Here is a 16138-nt window from a genome sequence, read left to right on the forward strand (position 1 = left end):
ACCCAGGAGCGGGTGCGTTTCCTCCCATGCAAAGCAGACAGGAGCAGCTCAGCGCAGAAGGTCCACGCCCATGTAAGGACGGAGCACCTCTGGCACCACCACGGTGCCCTCGTCGGTCTGATAGTTCTCCAGAATGGCGATGACCGTGCGCGGCAAGGCCACGCCCGAGCCGTTCAGAGTGTGCACGTACTCCGGTTTGGCCCCTTTTGCCCTGCGAAAGCGGATGTTCGCGCGCCGTGCCTGAAACGCCTCGAAATTGCTACAAGAGGAGACCTCCAGCCACTTGCCGATGCCGGCTGCCCAGACCTCGATATCGTAGCATTTGGCGGCAGCAAAGCTGAGGTCGCCAGTGGCCAAGACTTTTACCCGGTACGGCAGATTGAGGAGTTGCAGCACCTCCTCGGCATTGGCCAGCAGACTTTCCAACTCAGCGTAGGAGGTTTCCGGTTTGACGAATTTCACCATCTCCACCTTGTCGAACTGGTGGATGCGCACCAGGCCACGCGTGTCCCTTCCGTAGGAACCGGCCTCGCGCCGAAAACAGGGCGTATACGCCGTGTAGTAGATGGGCAGTCTGTCGCCGTCCAGAATCTCGTCGCGGTGCAGGTTGGTGACCGGCACTTCCGCTGTTGGGATCAGGAAAAGGTCGTCCTCCTCAATGCGGTACATGTCCTTTTCGAGCTTGGGGATCTGCCCGGTGCCGAACATGCTCTCCCGCTTGGTGACAAAGGGGGGGAAGACCTCGATGTAGCCGTGTTTCTGCACATGCAGGTCAAGCATGAAGTTGATCAGGGCACGCTCCAACTTGGCTCCCAGTCCGCGGAAGTTGACGAAGAAGGCACCGGCCACCTTCGCACCTCCCGCCAGGTCCAGTATGCCCAGGCTTTCGCCGATCTCCCAATGGGTCTTGGGCTGAAAATCAAAAGTCTCCACAGTCCCCCAGTGCTTGATGACCACGTTGGCCGATTCATCCCCTACCGGCACGCTGGGGTGCGCAACGTTGGGAATCCTGATCTGAACCTCGTAGATGGCCTTCTCCAGCTCCTCCAGCTGCGTGTCCAGCTCTTTGATGCGGTCGGCAACCTTGCCCATCTCCTGGATCAAGGCGGAGGCGTTCTCGCCCCGTTTCTTCATTGAGGCGATGGTTTCGGAAACCTTGTTGCGTTGCGCCCTGAGCGCTTCGCCTTCGGCCAAAATGGCCCGCCGCCGCTCGTCCAACTCCAGCAGCCTGTCCAGATTGACGTCTTCCCGCTTGTTGGCAATGGCCTGTCGCACCAGGTCCACATTCTCGCGGATGAATTTCAGATCAAGCATCGCGATTCGTCCTCTATTGCCCTTTGCCCGTGAGCATCACCCAAATCGTCCGCAAGACAATCTTCATGTCCATGCGCAGCGACATGTTCTCGACATAATAGAAATCGTACTCCAGCTTTCTCTTCACGTCCTGCAAAGATTCGTCATAGGTCCCTTTGATCTGCGCCCACCCGGTAATGCCCGGCTTGACCATCAGCCTCCTTGTGTACAGGCGCACGTGGCGCTTCAGCTTCTCCACAAAGTAGGGCCGCTCCGGACGCGGTCCCACCAGGCTCATGTCGTTCTTGAGCACGTTGATGAACTGGGGGATCTCATCGATGCGCAGGCGGCGGATGATGCGCCCGACTCTGGTGACGCGCGGGTCGTTCTTGCCTGCCCACACCGGGCCGGTCAACTTCTCCGCACCGACGATCATGGAACGGAACTTGTAGATTTCAAAGTGCCTCCCTCCTCTTCCAACCCGACTCTGCTTGTAAAACACCGGCCCTGGGGAGTCCAACTTGATGAGCAGCGCCACCAGCAACCAGAGAGGCAGAAATCCCACCAGGACGATGATCGAGACGACCACATCCAGGGCGCGCTTTGCCTTCCGCTCCCAGGGCGGCATGAGCTGTGGAAAGACCTCGATGAGCGGAAATCCGTAGATCTGGTTCGTGCGCATCTGGCCGGTGACGATGTCGTACAGGTCAGGCTGAATCTTGATGTTCACCGGCAGCCCCTCGCAGCGGGCGATGACGTCCACCGTCTTGCGCCGTGAGTTCCCCTCCAGCGCGATGATGACTTCCTCGATTTGCTCCCTGAGCACCACTTCGCCCAAATCGCGCAGGCCGCCCAGTACCGGGCACCCACGATGCTGGCCTTTCCCCTCCTTTACCGAAGCGTCGATGAATCCCACCACGCGGTGGCCCAGGGCCGGATAGCGGAGGAGATCGTCGAATAACCTGCGCGCCTTGTCGTTCCACCCAATGATGAGCGTCCGACGCACGCCGATCCCCGCCTCCAGCAGCTTGCGCTGGATGGTGCGTAACAGCACGCGCCCACCACCCACTGCCGCCGCCATGAGGCCCCAGTAGCTGACACTCATCATCCTGCTGAGCGACGGGGGCCGCGACAGGTCACGCTCCCAGTCAGTGGTGGCCAAAAGCAGGAGAACCATGCCGAAGGTCACTGCCTTGAGCACGGTGATGAGTTCGTCCATGCGCGACTGCGCGTACCAGGGCCGGTACAGGCCCGAGAGGAAGAACACCACCACCCAGAATGTAGTCAGAATTGCGGCAAAGACCAGCTGGTTCCCGACCTGCGTCTCGGCAAAGAAGCCCATTCCTTTGCGCAGCCAGCACCACGCCAGGAACACACCCATGGACGCTATGCAGTCCGAAAGGAGAAGCAGTATTCTTTGCACCGTCTTGGGCACGGCTTCTTCTCAAGCTCCCCCGTTTACGACCGACGCCGGCAGCCTATCGCTCTACGCGCGTCCACGCCGAGGGCTGCCTGCCAAACAAGAACTTGCAAAACCCCACCAACAGTCCCATGTGAATCGCCACGAAGTAGTAGGCGTACGTCACCACCCCCAGGCGGACACCCACCAGACTCAAGAGCCAGCCTAAGATGACCAACAAGTAGAACAGGCTCTGCAGGAGAAAAAAGTAGTTGAAAAAGGGTGTACCCAGCGCCCAGAGATTGGCCGCGAGCAAGAAGACCAGCATGAACGGAACCAGCCACCGGAGGAGCTTGTGCGACCACAGGCCAAAGGCCACGTACCCACGCCGGGGATGCAACAGGCCCCGAATTTCGGGCAAGACATTGAAATTGGCTGCACCGATCCTCACCTTGCGCAGAAACTCACCTTTGACCCGCGGCGAGGTATACTCTGTGGCCACCGCCTGACCTTCGTAGACGACATCGTAGCCCTGTTCGACAATCCGCAAGGGGATCAGGAAGTCATCGTTGACCATCTTGTGCGTGGGCAAAGGGACGAAGAGCTCGCGCCGAATGGCATAGATGCCGCCCGTGGCACCAAACACGGTCTTGATGCGCCCTTCCATCTGCTTGAGGCGATTCTCATAGTCCCAATAGACGGCCTCCCCCTGGCTGCTCGCCCGCCGGTCGGGGCTGATGAGCCGCAAGTAGCCACACACGCCCCCGACGCTTGGGTCCGCGAAATGCGCCACCATCTTGCGCAGTGCATCAGGCCGATAGATCGTGTTGGCATCGGAAAAGACGAGGACCTCGCCTCGCGCCTCCGGAACGAGCTTGGTGAGCACCCGCGCTTTACCTTCCCGCTGCGGAAAGGCGAGCAGGCGGACGTTTGCAATTCCGCAGGAGCTGATCAAATCCACCGTGGCATCGGTGCTGCCATCCGATCCGAAGAGGAACTCTACGAGTTCCCCAGGATAGTCGAGGGCACGACAGTTCTCTATCTTATCGCGGATAACCTTCTCCTCATTGTGGGCCGCGATGACCATGGAAACCGTGGGCATGAAGCCTTCTTCCTTGCGCCTGGCAGGCGGGCGCAAGCGCGACCACACGAGGAGGATCAGGTAGTATCCTACGTAGGTGTAGAGAATCGTCCCCAAGCTCAACCAAAAGGCGATGCGGGCCAGCATTACGCGGCCTCCCGCTGTGCAAAGGGACGCATGAGGCGAACACCAAGGCGGACAACGCCCATGGGGCCACGGGCATGCCTCGCCAACGCGTTGCTCAGCACACGTCCGTGCCCTTGTCCAGAAGACAAAAACCTCACCGCGGCCATTCGCGTCGTCTCAGTTCCCACAGCTCGCAAGGTTCTTTCTCCGCTGCTCTTCGCCATATGGCGGAAGGTCCCATCTACCCAATCCCGGCTGGCGGCGGCACGGCAACAGAGGTGCGTATCGCCTGCCGGAGAAGGGACTTTTCTTGTGGAGTGAAGAGCCGGTATAGCCCGGCCAGTAGCAGAGCCGCAAGAACTACTGCAAAGGCTATCACAGAACCACCCCACAGAAAGTACGTCACCGCAAGGGCCACAAAGAGCACGAGCGCTGCACCGGCGCGCCACGCCAGCCTGGCCTGCTCGGCCGTCAGCGCCGCCCACGAGAGCCGATAGAGCACGAAAAGCCCGGCGCCATTGAGCCCCAGCTTCGCCCACGCGGCGCCCGTCACCCCATAGCGCCTGATGAACCACCATTGCACCGGCAGTGCCAGCAACAGCATGCACAGCATAAAGAGTGTGTTCCGCGCCTGCCGATTACGCGAGTTGTTAAAGTCCACGACAAAGAACGTCAAGAAGGTGAAACACTGGCTCCACAGCAACAGCTGGAACGGCAGGGCCGCGTCGGCAAACCTCTCGCCGAAGAGGAGAAGAAACAGAGGCCTCCCGACAACGGTTCCTGCCACGCCAAGCACAAGGCCAATGAGCAGCAGGCCCTTCACGCCCATGCGGAAGGCCAACCCAAGCTTCTCGTCGTCGGCGCTCGCCGCCCTGGCCATCACCGGATAGAGCGCGGTAGCCACGGCAAAAGGCACAAACCCGAGAGGCGCCGTGAAGCGGAAGGCCGTCGAATAGACCCCAACGGCAGCTTCGCCCCAAAGCGATTTCAGAAAGAGCACGTCGAGGCGCTCGTACAGCATCGTCAGGCCAAGGTAGAGGAACAGCGGGAACGACTCTTCGAACAGCCACCGCAGCTGGGCGCGCTCCACGCAAAAGAGCGGACGAACCCGCTTCAGCACAAAAGCCAGCGTCAGCACCAAGCCAGGCAGGTTAGAAAAGACGTAGCCGGCAATTACCTGGCCGGGCGTCGCCTTGATCAGAACCAGTCCCCCCACTAAGACGACCTGAAGCACCCCATCGAGCAGCTGAAAGACGACCGGCAATCCCATGTCCATATCGGCATGGAAGACGCCCTCCAGTACCACGCGCAGGGTGTTCAGCTTTGCCGAGATGAGGATGGTCAGGCTGAGCCAGGCGAGGGCCATGCGCAGGCGTGGTTCGGGGTAGAAGGCGGCTGCGGCAACCGCCAAAAGCAGAAAAGCAATCAGCGCAAGCACCGCTTTGCTGAAGAGGGCAAGCCCGACAATCCGGCCCGCCTGTGAGCGTCGCCGCGCCATTTCGCGAATCAGCACCGGCTGCATGCCAAAATCAGGCAGCAGGGCAAACAGGCCTACCACCACTAGGGCATAGGAAAAGATGCCGAACATCTCCTCGCCCCACGCCCGTGCCAGGATGACGATGGTCACCATGTTCAGCCCCAACACCGCGATTCTGCCCAAGAGCACGCACACGGCATTGCGGGCTACTTTTCCAGAAACGGTATACAGATGCGGCTACCTCAGTAACAGCGCCCCACACCCGGCCTGCGAGTCTTTGCCCTCTCCCCGCTCACGACCAGAAAGGAGGGATAGCATCATCCATCAGCCTATCTCGCTCCAATCGCGCGGCGCACGGTCTGTCCTCGCCCTGCCCCTTGCCATGCTTGAAGAGATGGCGCTGGCAACACGGCGCACAGTGCCGCGCTCCACGTATCCGCAGAGGAGCATCACACCAGGAAACGCGCCCACAATCGCCAGGCGCTCCAGTACCGGCATCACTGCTAGGCGCGGCGGCGTCAGCGTGCTGAGAAAGAACAGACCCACTCCTGTTGCGAGGAGGAAAACGAACTTGCCCATGTCGTACGGCACGCGGTAGAGCCGCTGCGAGATCGTCCACATCACCGCCGCCAGCACTGCGTAGGCGAGCACTTTCGCCAGCGCGGCACCCATCATGCCGGTACGGGCCACCAGATGCAACCCCAAGAACAAATTCAACGCCGCTGCCATACCGATGCCAAGCGGGAGAAAAAAGGTCTTTTTCCTCACTTGCACCCCAATGGCGGTGAAGTAGTACACGCCATACAGCACATAGGAAGCCACAAGAAGAGGCACCACCCGCGCGCCCGGCAGGTAGCTCTTGGTGGCCAGCAGCTCCATCAAGTCTCTGGCAAAGACCGCCAGGCAAAGGGCGAAGGTGCACACTCCCAGCATGAAGAACTCGAACAGGCGCGCGAACGTGCGCGGCCCATCCTGCCGCCTGGCAATGGGGAAAAAGATCGCCGGCCACGCTAACTGAAAGGCGCTCACCAGGAGCATCATCATCACCCCAAGGCGGGTGGCGGCAGCGTACATCGCCACCTGCTCAAAGTCCGCTAAGAAACGCAGCAGGTAGCGGTCCGACATCATCAGCACCATGTTGCATGCGGCAGCAGGGACCAGCGGAAGCCCATAGGCCAGCATCTCCTTCAGCTCCCTCAGGGAGATCGCCGGGCCCAGCTCAGGCCAAATCACCGCCAGGTAGATGCACGCGAAGAAAAACGCCGCCAGGGTGTTGGCCATCACCGCCCCCTCCACCCGCCGCTTGAGGACCCCAACGAACAGGACGTTCAACGAAATGCTCAGCACAAAATTGGCGCTGGCAATCAGGGCAAATTTGAGCGACTTTTCGTCGATGCGCAGCCGCGCCATGGGAATGGTGTTGCACACCAGGAAAAAGTCACCCACAAAGATCAAGCGCAGGAGCCAGCCGTAGCCCATGTCGCCGAACAGCAGGCGAGATATCGGTCCGGCCAGGGTCACGAGCACCGCCACCGCCACCAGTGCAGTCAGCACGAGGAAGTAGTGAGCGGTGCTTGTGAGGACCCTCCTGTCCACCCCAAGCCGGTACAGGGCGCTGCGAAAGAGCGCCGAGTCCATCCCCAGTTGCAACACCAGCATCACCACAGTGGAGGTGACGGTGAGAATCTCCAGCACGCCGAATTCGGCCTTGACTAGCATGCGCGCATAGAGGGGGAGCAGCACGACACTGACCGCGCGGTTGAGCACTGTGGCCAAAGCATAGGCCCCGGAATGCTTCAGCAACCGCACGATCAGGTCCTGCAGGGTACCCTCCCTCGGCAGTTTCGCTGCGCTACCTTCCTCCACTTTGCCGGTTCTCACAATCCGTCTGCCACATGTCCCCCTATTGCCGATGCAGAGATGACCGGAATACGCAACCACAGGGCCCCTAACCCTGCCGGTAGTGCGCCTACAACCGCCTTCCGCCGCCCAGAAGCGTGACTTTCTTCTCGCGGCCCTTCACGTTGCGCGTCGCGTTCCTCGTGTCGACGATGTTCTTGGCGTGGCGGACAATCATTTCATAGTCGTAGCAGGAATGGTCGGTGGTAATCAGCACCAAGTCCGCCCCGGCGATGGCCTGCGTGGTCAGCTTCACGGAGCGAAACTCTTTGCCGTCAACCTCCACCTTGGGCACGTAGGGGTCGTTGTACGAGACGTGCTTGGCACCGCGGTTGACCAGCAGCTCCATCACCTTGAGTGCCGGGGAATTGCGCACGTCGTCAATGTCGCGCTTGAAGGCCACGCCCAGAATGAGGATCTTTGCCTTGCCAAAAGCAATGCCGCGGTCGCACAGCACGCGCCGCACCATGCCCATGACGTAGAAGGGCATATCTTCGTTCGTCTCGGCCGCCAGCTCGATAAAATTGGTGTGAAAATCGTACTCCCTGGCCTTCCATGCCAAATAGTACGGGTCCACGAGGATGCAATGGCCGCCGATACCGGGGCCTGGGTAGAACGGCATGAAACCGAACGGCTTGGTTGCCGCCGCCTCGATGACTTCCCACACGTCGATGCCGCCCATGCGGTCACACAGACGGGCAAGCTCATTGACCAAGGCGATGTTCACACTCCGGAAGATGTTCTCCAGCAGCTTCTCCATCTCCGCCACGCGCGGACTGGAAACCGGAACCACTTGCGAGACCACCTGTCCCGTGATGGCGCAGGCCAGCTCCGTGCAGCGCTTGGTCACGCCGCCGACCACCGTGGGTGTATTGGCGGTGGTGAACTTCTTGTTGCCGGGGTCGATCCGTTCCGGCGAAAAGGCCAGATAGAAATCCTTTCCCACTTTCAGCCCGGTCTTTTCGAGAATCGGCTGCACGATCTTCTCGGTCGTCTCCGGGAAAGTCGTGCTCTTGAGGATGACCAATTGTCCCCGGCGCAGCCCCTTGGCAATCTCCGTGGCCGAATCGACGATGTAGGATACATCAGGCCCCTTGTTGTCGGTGAAAGGTGTCGGCACGCAGATGTACATTACGTCCAAGTCGGGCACGCACCCGTAGCTAGTGGTTGCCGTGAGTTTGCCCTCTTTCACGCAGGCGGCCAGCTCCGCCTCGTCCACATCGTCAATGTAGTTCTCGCCGCGGTTGAGTTTTTCCACTTTGGCCGCCGACTTGTCAATACCCACCACCGGGAATCCCTTCTTGGCGAATTCCACTGCCAGAGGGAGTCCCACATACCCCAGACCAACGATGCCGATCTTTGCCGTCCTGTCCGCGATTTTGTCCTGCATCTGTTCCTCCCCAGTCAGTGGTAGTTGGGTCCGTGCAACGTTCTTCTCATCGCTCAAAAAGAATGGAATGGTCGAGCGGTCTACCGAACTGGATGACCATTCCACTCCACAAACTGGGCGCGAGCAGCGAGTCTACAGATCCCGCTGGTAGTGCGCCCGGTAGTATGCAAGATACTCGCCGCTCTTGAGGGGTTCCCACCACCAACGGTTGTCGCGATACCACTTGATAGTGGAGGCCATCGCCTCCCGAAACTGGTGGCGCGGCCGCCAACCCAAGGCCCGGATCTTCTCTGTGCCCACCGAATAGCGCCGATCATGGCCAGGCCGGTCTTTGACAAAGGTCATCAGCTCCTTCGGCTTGGCCAGCTCCTCTAAGATGATGGCCGTGATTTCCAGATTGTTCTTCTCGTTCCCCGCGCCGATGTTGTAGGTCTCCCCGTCACCGCCACGGTGCACCAGGAGGTCGATCGCCTCGCAATGGTCCTCAACGTAGATCCAGTCCCGCACGTTCTTGCCGTCACCATAAATGGGCAGCGCCTTGTCGTCCAGGGCATTGGTGACAAACAGCGGAATGAGTTTCTCCGGATACTGATACGGCCCAAAGTTATTGGAGCAGCGCGTGATGATCACCGGCAGCCCGTAGGTGACGAAGTAGGAGTGCGCCAGGCGATCCGCACCAGCCTTGGAGGCGGAGTACGGGCTGGACGGCTTGAGGGGCGACTCCTCGGTGAACGAGCCCTGCTCGATGCTCCCATACACTTCGTCCGTACTGATCTGGATGAACTTTTGCACGCCATGCTCGCGGGCACACTCCAGCAGCACAAAGGCGCCAAAAACGTCTGTCTTGATAAAGTCATCCGGCGCACCGATTGACCTGTCCACGTGGCTCTCGGCGGCAAAGTTGACCACCACATCCACCCCCTTCATTAGCTGGCTGACCAGAGCGCGGTCGCAAATGTCTCCCCTCACGAACCGGTAGCGCGGGTCACTTTGCACGTCGCGGAGGTTGTTCAGATTGCCCGCATAGGTGAGTTTGTCCAGGTTGATGACGCGCACGTCGTCATAGGTGCGGAGCAGAAAGTGCACATAGTTGCTGCCAATGAAGCCGGCTCCACCAGTCACCAAGTACGTGGTCATGGGCGAGATTTCCCTCGTCAGTTAGCCCATCTTGACGTCCCAATTGTACGGCACCTGAGGCGAATCGAACGGCAGGCGGTACTCGTCCGGTTGAGCATAGTTGTAGGGCTCGGTCACCGTGTTCACCACGATCGCCTCATCCTCGCCAATGCACTTCCAGCCGTGCAACACCCCGACAGGGACATGTACCAGGACCGGGTTGTGCTCTCCGATGAAGAACTCATTCACCTCGCCCCGGGTGGGCGAATCTGGGCGGTCGTCGTAAAGCACCACTTTCAGCATCCCCTTCACGACGACGATGTTGTCCTCTTGCAGCTTGTGGTAATGCCACCCCTTAATGATGCCGGGGTAGGTGGTGGTCATGTAGACTTGGCCGAACTTGGAGAACATCTCGTCGTCAGCCCTCAGCATCTCCATGAGGCGGCCGCGTTCATCTGGGATGACACGCAACCGCTTGAGCTTCACGCCATCGATCACCTGTGAGCCTCCTCGGAGAAACGGATGTCAATTTACAAAACGCCATTCTAAAAGTCAATTGGTTTGTTGCCTTGCCGGCGGTTCCGCTCACATTAGGGACATCCCCCTATACCGCATCGGGGCGGCGCTGCGGAAGCTCAGTGCTGGCCAGCGCCAACTCTGGCCAGAAGTCGCCCTCCGTCAGCGCGCAGGAGTCGACCGTTCTCCCACACCAGTCTGCCACCGACCAGCACCTGCGTCACCTGCGCGGTGGCGAGCCCTTGCGGGAGGGCTCCTGCGGGAAGCTTCAGCAAGGTCAGGTCGGCGACCTTCCCCACGGCAATGGAAACCCGGTCGGGAAGGTGAAAGGCCTCGGCCACGGTCGAGGTCCGTGCTCTCAGGCCCTCCCAGGTAGCTGGCGGCGCTGCCGCGGGGAAAGGAAGCTTCTCCGCGCCTACAACCGCTCGACCAAACCAGCGCACGACCTCTTGCCCAAGACCGCCTGGCTTGGCCGCTGTGTCGTCGTTCGCCACGACACCCAGCGCCCCGTTGGCCAGACAGGCGGCAAGTCGCAAAGCCGCGCAGGTATCGTTCACATCCAAAGCATTGGCGTAGACCGCCACGCCCACATTCGTCGGCATGTACTTTTCGGAGGCAAGTCGCGTCAGGAACTGGCCGGCACTCTGCACCGGGGCGGCGCAGATCGCCGAAGTGCAGCCTGCAGCAAGAAGCGCACGCAGCGAATCCGCAAGCGAGACCTGCTCGGCGCCTTGCACCACGGCGAAGAACCCAGGCACGACCACCTTGCCGCTGGCATCTACGGTATCCTTAGCGGCAATACCGTCGAGGTCACCGATGTCGGCGATCACGCCCAGTGTGTCGCTTCCTGCTTTCCCCGCGGCGTCAAAGTTGATGGCAAGGTCGCCGCGGAAAGTCTGGTCATGGACGCCATCCCACACCAGTGCGTCCATCACCAAGAGGTCGTAGAGAGGGTCACCGTTCTCGGGGAGGGCATCGTACAGGGCGGGGTTGGCCAATTCGACGGCCCCGGTTGCAATGGCGTGCAGCGCCGTGAGAATCGCCACGAAGTTGAGCCGCACCATGAACTGGGGGTCATCTCTGTACCATCCGCCCGTTTCCAAGAGGACCGTGCTCGTGCCCCATGCCTGCATTGCGTCGCCGAATGCCCGGGGCATGAAGCCGGCGTCGTAGCGGGAGATGTGGCCGTAGACGAAAGGTGCAAGGCCCTGGGCAATGACTGCGGCCAGCTTTTTGGCGCGCACCCGCACCGGATTATCGCTCTCTTCCCAGTCAAACGGCGGGGCAAGAAGTGCCACTGCTGCCAATTTGCCGCTGCCTCCCACCGTCCTCCTGCCGCTTTGGTCGTGCAGGTTGAAGGCGAACTGGGGCTGATAGCGCTCCCGCACGGCTTTCAGCGCTTGTCCCTCAGGCGTCTGCAGCGCGCGGGCATCCCGGTTGATGTCGATGCCCAGCGCGTTGCGCCGCTGTGCCCGCATGGCCCCGTCGGGATTGAGCATGGGCATCGCTAAGATGGTGACCCCCTCCAGCGTGCGCGCCACGAAAGGCTCCCTGCGATGCTGGGACAGGTAGGAGAGCACGTCCAGCAGGGCGCCAGTAGCCGTTGGTTCATCGCCGTGCATCTGCGACCAGAGCAGCACGCGCTGCGGGCCACGTCCTGCGCGGACCAGATGCAGGGCCCGCCCTTCCACTGAGCGGCCTACCTCCTCGAGCTGGAGGTCCGGCGACGACCGCACCAACTGGCGCAGGATGAGGCAAAGCTCCGCGTGGCGGAGCTCCTGTGGCCGCTCCGGCGCCACCCTCACCCGGGGGTGCACCTCCCACAGGTGACGCTGGTCGAACACGGCCTCCTGGCCTCGGCTTGGCGAGGCAGCGCAAAAGAGAAAAGCGCCCACGAGCAACAGCACACCCCTCGTGCGTACAGAGCCCATCAGCAAAAGCCTGCCTTGCACCGTTTCCCTCCTTCTTGCCTACGACGCGTCCTCTGTGGAGAGGTCATTCTCGGGGCCGCACCAACAGTCTACTCAGCCTTCCCCACGGCGGGCTTACGGGCTAACACCAGCATCTCAAAGTCATCCAGGCGCACCGGCCGACGCTCGAAACTCCCGGCAAGCGCGCCCCAGATCTCCACCACCTCGAAGCCAGCCATCTCCAAAAGCAACTTGATCTCCGGGCAGGTGTAATAGCGGTTTGAACAGGCGAGGCTGAACTCTCTGCCCTGCTCGTCAACGCCCCGCTCAGTCCAGTAGCCGACGCATCTCTCCACGTCCAGGTGCTCGTCACCTTCGGGACGCCGGAAAGCGAAGGCCGCATGCAGCGCGTTGAGGAGGAACCTGCCGCCCGGGCGCAAAGCGCGATGGACTTCGGAGAGCACCCGGCGGTTGTCCGCATCGCTTTCCAAGATGCCGAATGCCCCTTCGCACAGGGAAAAGGCCACGTCGAAGTTTCCGGCGAAAGGCAACGCCCGGGCGTCGGCACGGACCAGGTGCACCTTGGCATCGTGTTGGCGGGCGCAGGCTCGCGCCACCTGCAGCATGCGCGCCGACAGATCTACCCCCACCGGCCGGAAGCCACGTCGCGCCAACTCTATCGAGTGCCGGCCCGCCCCGCAGGCAAGGTCCAGGATGCGCTCATCCGGGTGCAGGCGCAGCTGTTCGGTGAGAAAAGTGACCTCTTGCTCGGTTCCTTGCGTGAACCGATAGTCCAGGTAACGAACTCCGAGCCGCTCGAACAGCTCGCGATACCAGCTCGTCATGGTTTCGCCACTCCCCCTGGAATCACGATGTAGCCCTCCTGGGCATCGCCCACCAGCTCCGCACGTCCATGGGCAAGGAGATAGACCGTGTGGGCGGCCACGATCGCGTCCAGCTCGTGATGGCTGAGCTGCTGTCGGGGGAGCACAATCCCCAACTGGGTGAGCGCGGACGCGAGTAGTACGCGGCCGGCACTGGTTTGCTTGGCCGCCATTTGCGGACCGAAGAGCAGGCGCTTGCTGGCGTACGGGTAGACCTCGTGCACCACGAAACCTGCCCCGCGCAGCTGGCGATACAGCCCAATGCTGCGCAGCACCCAACTCTTGGCAAAGCTCCTTTTCACCGTGAAGAAGCAGCCGATCCCCCGTCGGGCGAGCTCCCTTTCGCAGAGGCGGCCCCTTCGCCCCTCGGGCTGCTCGTGGCTGCAGGTCGGCTCCCCGCTTTGGAAACAGCATTCTTGCAGCCCGACCGGCAAAGCGCACGGGCCATCAAGACCAACGGCAAACAGGCCGTAGCGATGTCTCGCGAAGAAGGCGATGAGCTCGGCGTCGTCGAAGCGAGTCTCCGCGGCTATCACGCCAAGCCGGTCATCGAGGATTGCCACCCCGCTTGGTCGCAGCGGACTGCCGCTGGGGTCAACACCGCCGTAGAGCAGGGCACGCCGGCTATTTGGGGGCTCTTTCTGCACACCCTAAAGGTAGCATTCCCCAGGGAAAAATCAACGGATTTCTGCAATGGTGATGGGGGAAGATACCTGACGTCTCCAAACATCCTGAGTTTGCAGCGCGCCGAACAGATTTGGCTCTCTTTCACCAGGCACGGCCCTAGCCCGGGCACCGACCAGTGGCCGCTCCGAAAAAGGTCTTTGATTCTTGACGAGAAATGCGTAGATTTGCCGGCGTCAATTCTCAGACAGGAATCAGACCCAACGAGCATGGAACAGCTTGCCCGACTATATGAGAGAACCTACGGCCGGCAGCCGCTGACGATCGTGCAACTCAAGGGCGACGGCTCAGACCGCCACATCTTCCGCCTGGCCGACGACAGGCAGTCGGTGATTGGCATCTGGAGCGAAGACCACGCCCTCAACGAGTCCTTCTTGGAATTCAGCCGCCACTTTGCCGACCATGGCCTCCGCGTTCCTGCCATCTACGCAGAGGACCTCTCCCAGGGAGTCTACTTGGAGCAGGACCTGGGGGATTGGACGCTCTTCGACTGGATGGTCGGCATTCGGGAGAAGGAAGGCTTCTCTCCGCGCATTGTGGCGATGTACCGCAAAGTGCTGGAGGACCTCCCGCTATTTCAGATCGTGGCAGGCAAGAGCATTGACTACAACCTCTGCCATCAACATCGGGAGTTCGGCGAAGACTCCATGGCGTGGGACCTGCACTATTTCCGACATCGCTTCTTGGAGGTCTTTTACAAGGGCAACCTCAACTGGTCGGCCCTGGAGCGCGACTTTCGCCAGCTGCGCGCTTTCCTCTTGGAGGAACCGCGCGACTACTTCATGTACCGCGACTTGCAATCGCGCAACGTGATGATCGTCGACGGCTTGCCCTATTACATCGATTACCAGTCGGGAAGACGCGGCGCACTGCAGTACGATGTCGCCTCGTTACTCTACGATGCCAAGGCCGACATCCCCGAGCCGGTCCGCCAGGAGCTGCTGGCCCACTATCTTGACTGGGTGCAGCAGTTCGCGCCGATCGACCGGCAACGCTTCCTGCACTACTTTTGCGGCTTTGTCCTGATTAGGATGATGCAGGCCTTTGGCGCCTACGGCTATCTCAGCGTCGTCAAGGGCAAGAAGCACTTTTTCCGCAGCGTGCCGTATGCGATCCGCAATCTCGAGTTGATGCTGGAAATGGACTTTCCCCTCCTGCGCCAGCTACCGACCTTGCGCGGGGTGTACGAGGAGTTGGTCAAAGATGTCGAGCTGCGAGGGACGTAAATGGCCGGTGGCTTGACGGTGTACCTCGCGAGCTTTAGCTACGTGCGCGACGACATACCCACAGACCCCTACGGGCACGGCGGCGGGTTTGTGTTCGACTGTCGCCTGCTGCCCAATCCTGGTCGTGACCCGGCGTTTGCCGCGGTGAACGGCCTGAGCACGGAGGTGAGGTCATACTTAGAAGAACGCCCCGAGGTACAGGAATTTCTCCGCCACGTCTTTGCCCTGGTGGACATGGCAGTAGCCAACTACACAGCGCGCGGGTTTGAGCACTTGATGGTGGCGTTCGGCTGCACAGGGGGACAGCATCGCTCGGTCTTTTGTGCCGAGTCGCTGGCCGCGCATCTCCGGCAGGCAGGCGTGAGCGTCGAAATACGCCACCTGACTCTGGGAAAGGGCCAGGGATGAAAGCGATGATTCTGGCGGCCGGTCTGGGCACACGCCTGCGGCCCCTCACTGAGCATCGTCCGAAGGCCTTAGTGGAACTCTGCGGTACCCCGCTGCTGGAAATCGTTATCAGACGTCTCATCCAGGCGGGCGTAGACCAGGTGATCATCAATGTGCACCACCTGGCAGACATGATTGTGGACTACGTGCGAACACACCGCGGTTTCGGCATTCGCATCGAGTTCTCCTATGAGCCAGTCATCCTCGGCACGGGCGGCGGCTTGCAGAAGGCAGCGTGGTTTCTCGCGGGCGAGGAACCCTTCTTTCTGCACAACGTCGATATACTTTTCGAGATGGACCTGTCTGATCTCCTGGCCTTCCATCGCAGCCACGGTGCTGTGGCGTCGCTGGCCGTGCAGGACCGTCCCACTTCACGAGCCTTGGTCGTCGACTCCTCTGGGAGGCTATGCGGCAGAAAGGGCTACCCCCTGGCGAGAGAACCGGAAGGCCCGGTGAGATGGGTCGGCTATAACGGTGTTCAGGTGATATCCCCGGCCCTGCTCTGCCTCCTTTCCGAGAGACCCCCGTTCTCCATCATCGACGCGGAAGTGCGCCTTTGCCCCGAGCATCCGATTCTGGCCTACGATCTTGGCAGCACGCCATGGTGGGACCTCGGCACGAAACAGGCTCTGCTAGCAGCTGAACAGGCCGTTCTGGAAGGGAAACTGTGCCGATGGTGGTCTTAGCGGG

General features: G+C 60.9%; 14 protein-coding genes. 3 read left to right on the forward strand and 11 right to left on the reverse strand.

The window, feature by feature from the left end; all coding sequences use genetic code 11:
* Window positions 1–48: 48 nt before the first annotated feature.
* The 11 genes from serS to NUW13_04535 all read right to left on the reverse strand — a co-directional run bounded on the left by serS (window position 49) and on the right by NUW13_04535 (window position 13738).
* Window positions 49–1314, reverse strand: coding sequence for a serine--tRNA ligase (serS, locus tag NUW13_04485; protein ID MCR4438283.1), 1266 nt, complete (start codon window positions 1312–1314; stop codon window positions 49–51).
* Between the two features lie 13 nt (window positions 1315–1327).
* A complete protein-coding gene (locus NUW13_04490) occupies window positions 1328–2728 on the reverse strand; it encodes an undecaprenyl-phosphate glucose phosphotransferase (protein MCR4438284.1) in 1401 nt (466 codons plus the stop codon).
* Between the two features lie 43 nt (window positions 2729–2771).
* On the reverse strand, window positions 2772–3920 hold the full coding sequence (locus tag NUW13_04495; protein ID MCR4438285.1) for a glycosyltransferase family 2 protein: 1149 nt from the start codon (window positions 3918–3920) through the stop codon (window positions 2772–2774).
* Window positions 3921–4140: 220 nt separating this feature from the next.
* Complete coding sequence (locus NUW13_04500; protein ID MCR4438286.1) at window positions 4141–5571, reverse strand: flippase; 1431 nt, start codon at window positions 5569–5571, stop codon at window positions 4141–4143.
* A 129-nt stretch (window positions 5572–5700) separates the two neighbouring features.
* Window positions 5701–7257, reverse strand: a complete 1557-nt coding sequence (locus tag NUW13_04505; protein ID MCR4438287.1) for an oligosaccharide flippase family protein — start codon at window positions 7255–7257, stop codon at window positions 5701–5703.
* An 88-nt stretch (window positions 7258–7345) separates the two neighbouring features.
* The gene (locus NUW13_04510) at window positions 7346–8665 is read right to left on the reverse strand and encodes a nucleotide sugar dehydrogenase (GenBank protein ID MCR4438288.1); all 1320 of its coding nucleotides are present in this window, start codon (window positions 8663–8665) and stop codon (window positions 7346–7348) included.
* Window positions 8666–8797: 132 nt separating this feature from the next.
* Window positions 8798–9802 (reverse strand): dTDP-glucose 4,6-dehydratase, encoded by a 1005-nt coding sequence (gene rfbB, locus NUW13_04515; GenBank protein MCR4438289.1) that lies wholly within the window; start codon window positions 9800–9802, stop codon window positions 8798–8800.
* Between the two features lie 21 nt (window positions 9803–9823).
* Window positions 9824–10279: a dTDP-4-dehydrorhamnose 3,5-epimerase family protein gene (locus NUW13_04520; protein ID MCR4438290.1), complete on the reverse strand. Its 456-nt coding sequence runs from the start codon at window positions 10277–10279 to the stop codon at window positions 9824–9826.
* Between the two features lie 137 nt (window positions 10280–10416).
* Window positions 10417–12249, reverse strand: a complete 1833-nt coding sequence (locus NUW13_04525; protein MCR4438291.1) for a M14 family zinc carboxypeptidase — start codon at window positions 12247–12249, stop codon at window positions 10417–10419.
* Between the two features lie 68 nt (window positions 12250–12317).
* Window positions 12318–13052, reverse strand: a complete 735-nt coding sequence (locus tag NUW13_04530) for a methyltransferase domain-containing protein (GenBank protein MCR4438292.1) — start codon at window positions 13050–13052, stop codon at window positions 12318–12320.
* The gene (locus tag NUW13_04535) at window positions 13049–13738 is read right to left on the reverse strand and encodes a DUF429 domain-containing protein (GenBank protein ID MCR4438293.1); all 690 of its coding nucleotides are present in this window, start codon (window positions 13736–13738) and stop codon (window positions 13049–13051) included. The genes NUW13_04530 and NUW13_04535 overlap by 4 nt, the downstream gene beginning before the upstream one ends.
* 246 nt (window positions 13739–13984) lie before the next feature.
* Between NUW13_04535 and NUW13_04540 the strand changes: the two genes are divergently transcribed.
* The 3 genes from NUW13_04540 to NUW13_04550 are packed head-to-tail and all read left to right on the forward strand — an operon-like array spanning window position 13985 to window position 16134.
* On the forward strand, window positions 13985–15001 hold the full coding sequence (locus tag NUW13_04540) for a phosphotransferase (protein ID MCR4438294.1): 1017 nt from the start codon (window positions 13985–13987) through the stop codon (window positions 14999–15001).
* Entirely contained in the window at window positions 15002–15409 is a 408-nt protein-coding gene (locus NUW13_04545; GenBank protein ID MCR4438295.1) for a hypothetical protein, read from the forward strand. It begins immediately after the preceding gene.
* Window positions 15406–16134, forward strand: coding sequence for a nucleotidyltransferase family protein (locus NUW13_04550; GenBank protein MCR4438296.1), 729 nt, complete (start codon window positions 15406–15408; stop codon window positions 16132–16134). Before NUW13_04545 ends, NUW13_04550 begins: the two co-directional genes overlap by 4 nt.
* The last annotated feature ends 4 nt before the right edge of the window (window positions 16135–16138 follow it).

It is taken from the genome of candidate division KSB1 bacterium (assembly GCA_024655945.1).
Taxonomy (GTDB): Bacteria; Zhuqueibacterota; Zhuqueibacteria; order JANLFK01; family Oleimicrobiaceae; genus Oleimicrobium.

What these genes read in the sequence shown, in the direction of transcription:
- NUW13_04540 (MCR4438294.1), top strand. Translation starts at nt 13,985, where the DNA reads ATGGAACAGCTTGCCCGACTATATGAGAGAACCTACGGCCGGCAGCCG.
- serS (MCR4438283.1), bottom strand. Translation starts at nt 1,314, where the DNA reads ATGCTTGATCTGAAATTCATCCGCGAGAATGTGGACCTGGTGCGACAG.
- NUW13_04510 (MCR4438288.1), bottom strand. Translation starts at nt 8,665, where the DNA reads ATGCAGGACAAAATCGCGGACAGGACGGCAAAGATCGGCATCGTTGGT.
- rfbB (MCR4438289.1), bottom strand. Translation starts at nt 9,802, where the DNA reads ATGACCACGTACTTGGTGACTGGTGGAGCCGGCTTCATTGGCAGCAAC.
- NUW13_04545 (MCR4438295.1), top strand. Translation starts at nt 15,002, where the DNA reads ATGGCCGGTGGCTTGACGGTGTACCTCGCGAGCTTTAGCTACGTGCGC.
- NUW13_04530 (MCR4438292.1), bottom strand. Translation starts at nt 13,052, where the DNA reads ATGACGAGCTGGTATCGCGAGCTGTTCGAGCGGCTCGGAGTTCGTTAC.
- NUW13_04495 (MCR4438285.1), bottom strand. Translation starts at nt 3,920, where the DNA reads ATGCTGGCCCGCATCGCCTTTTGGTTGAGCTTGGGGACGATTCTCTAC.
- NUW13_04550 (MCR4438296.1), top strand. Translation starts at nt 15,406, where the DNA reads ATGAAAGCGATGATTCTGGCGGCCGGTCTGGGCACACGCCTGCGGCCC.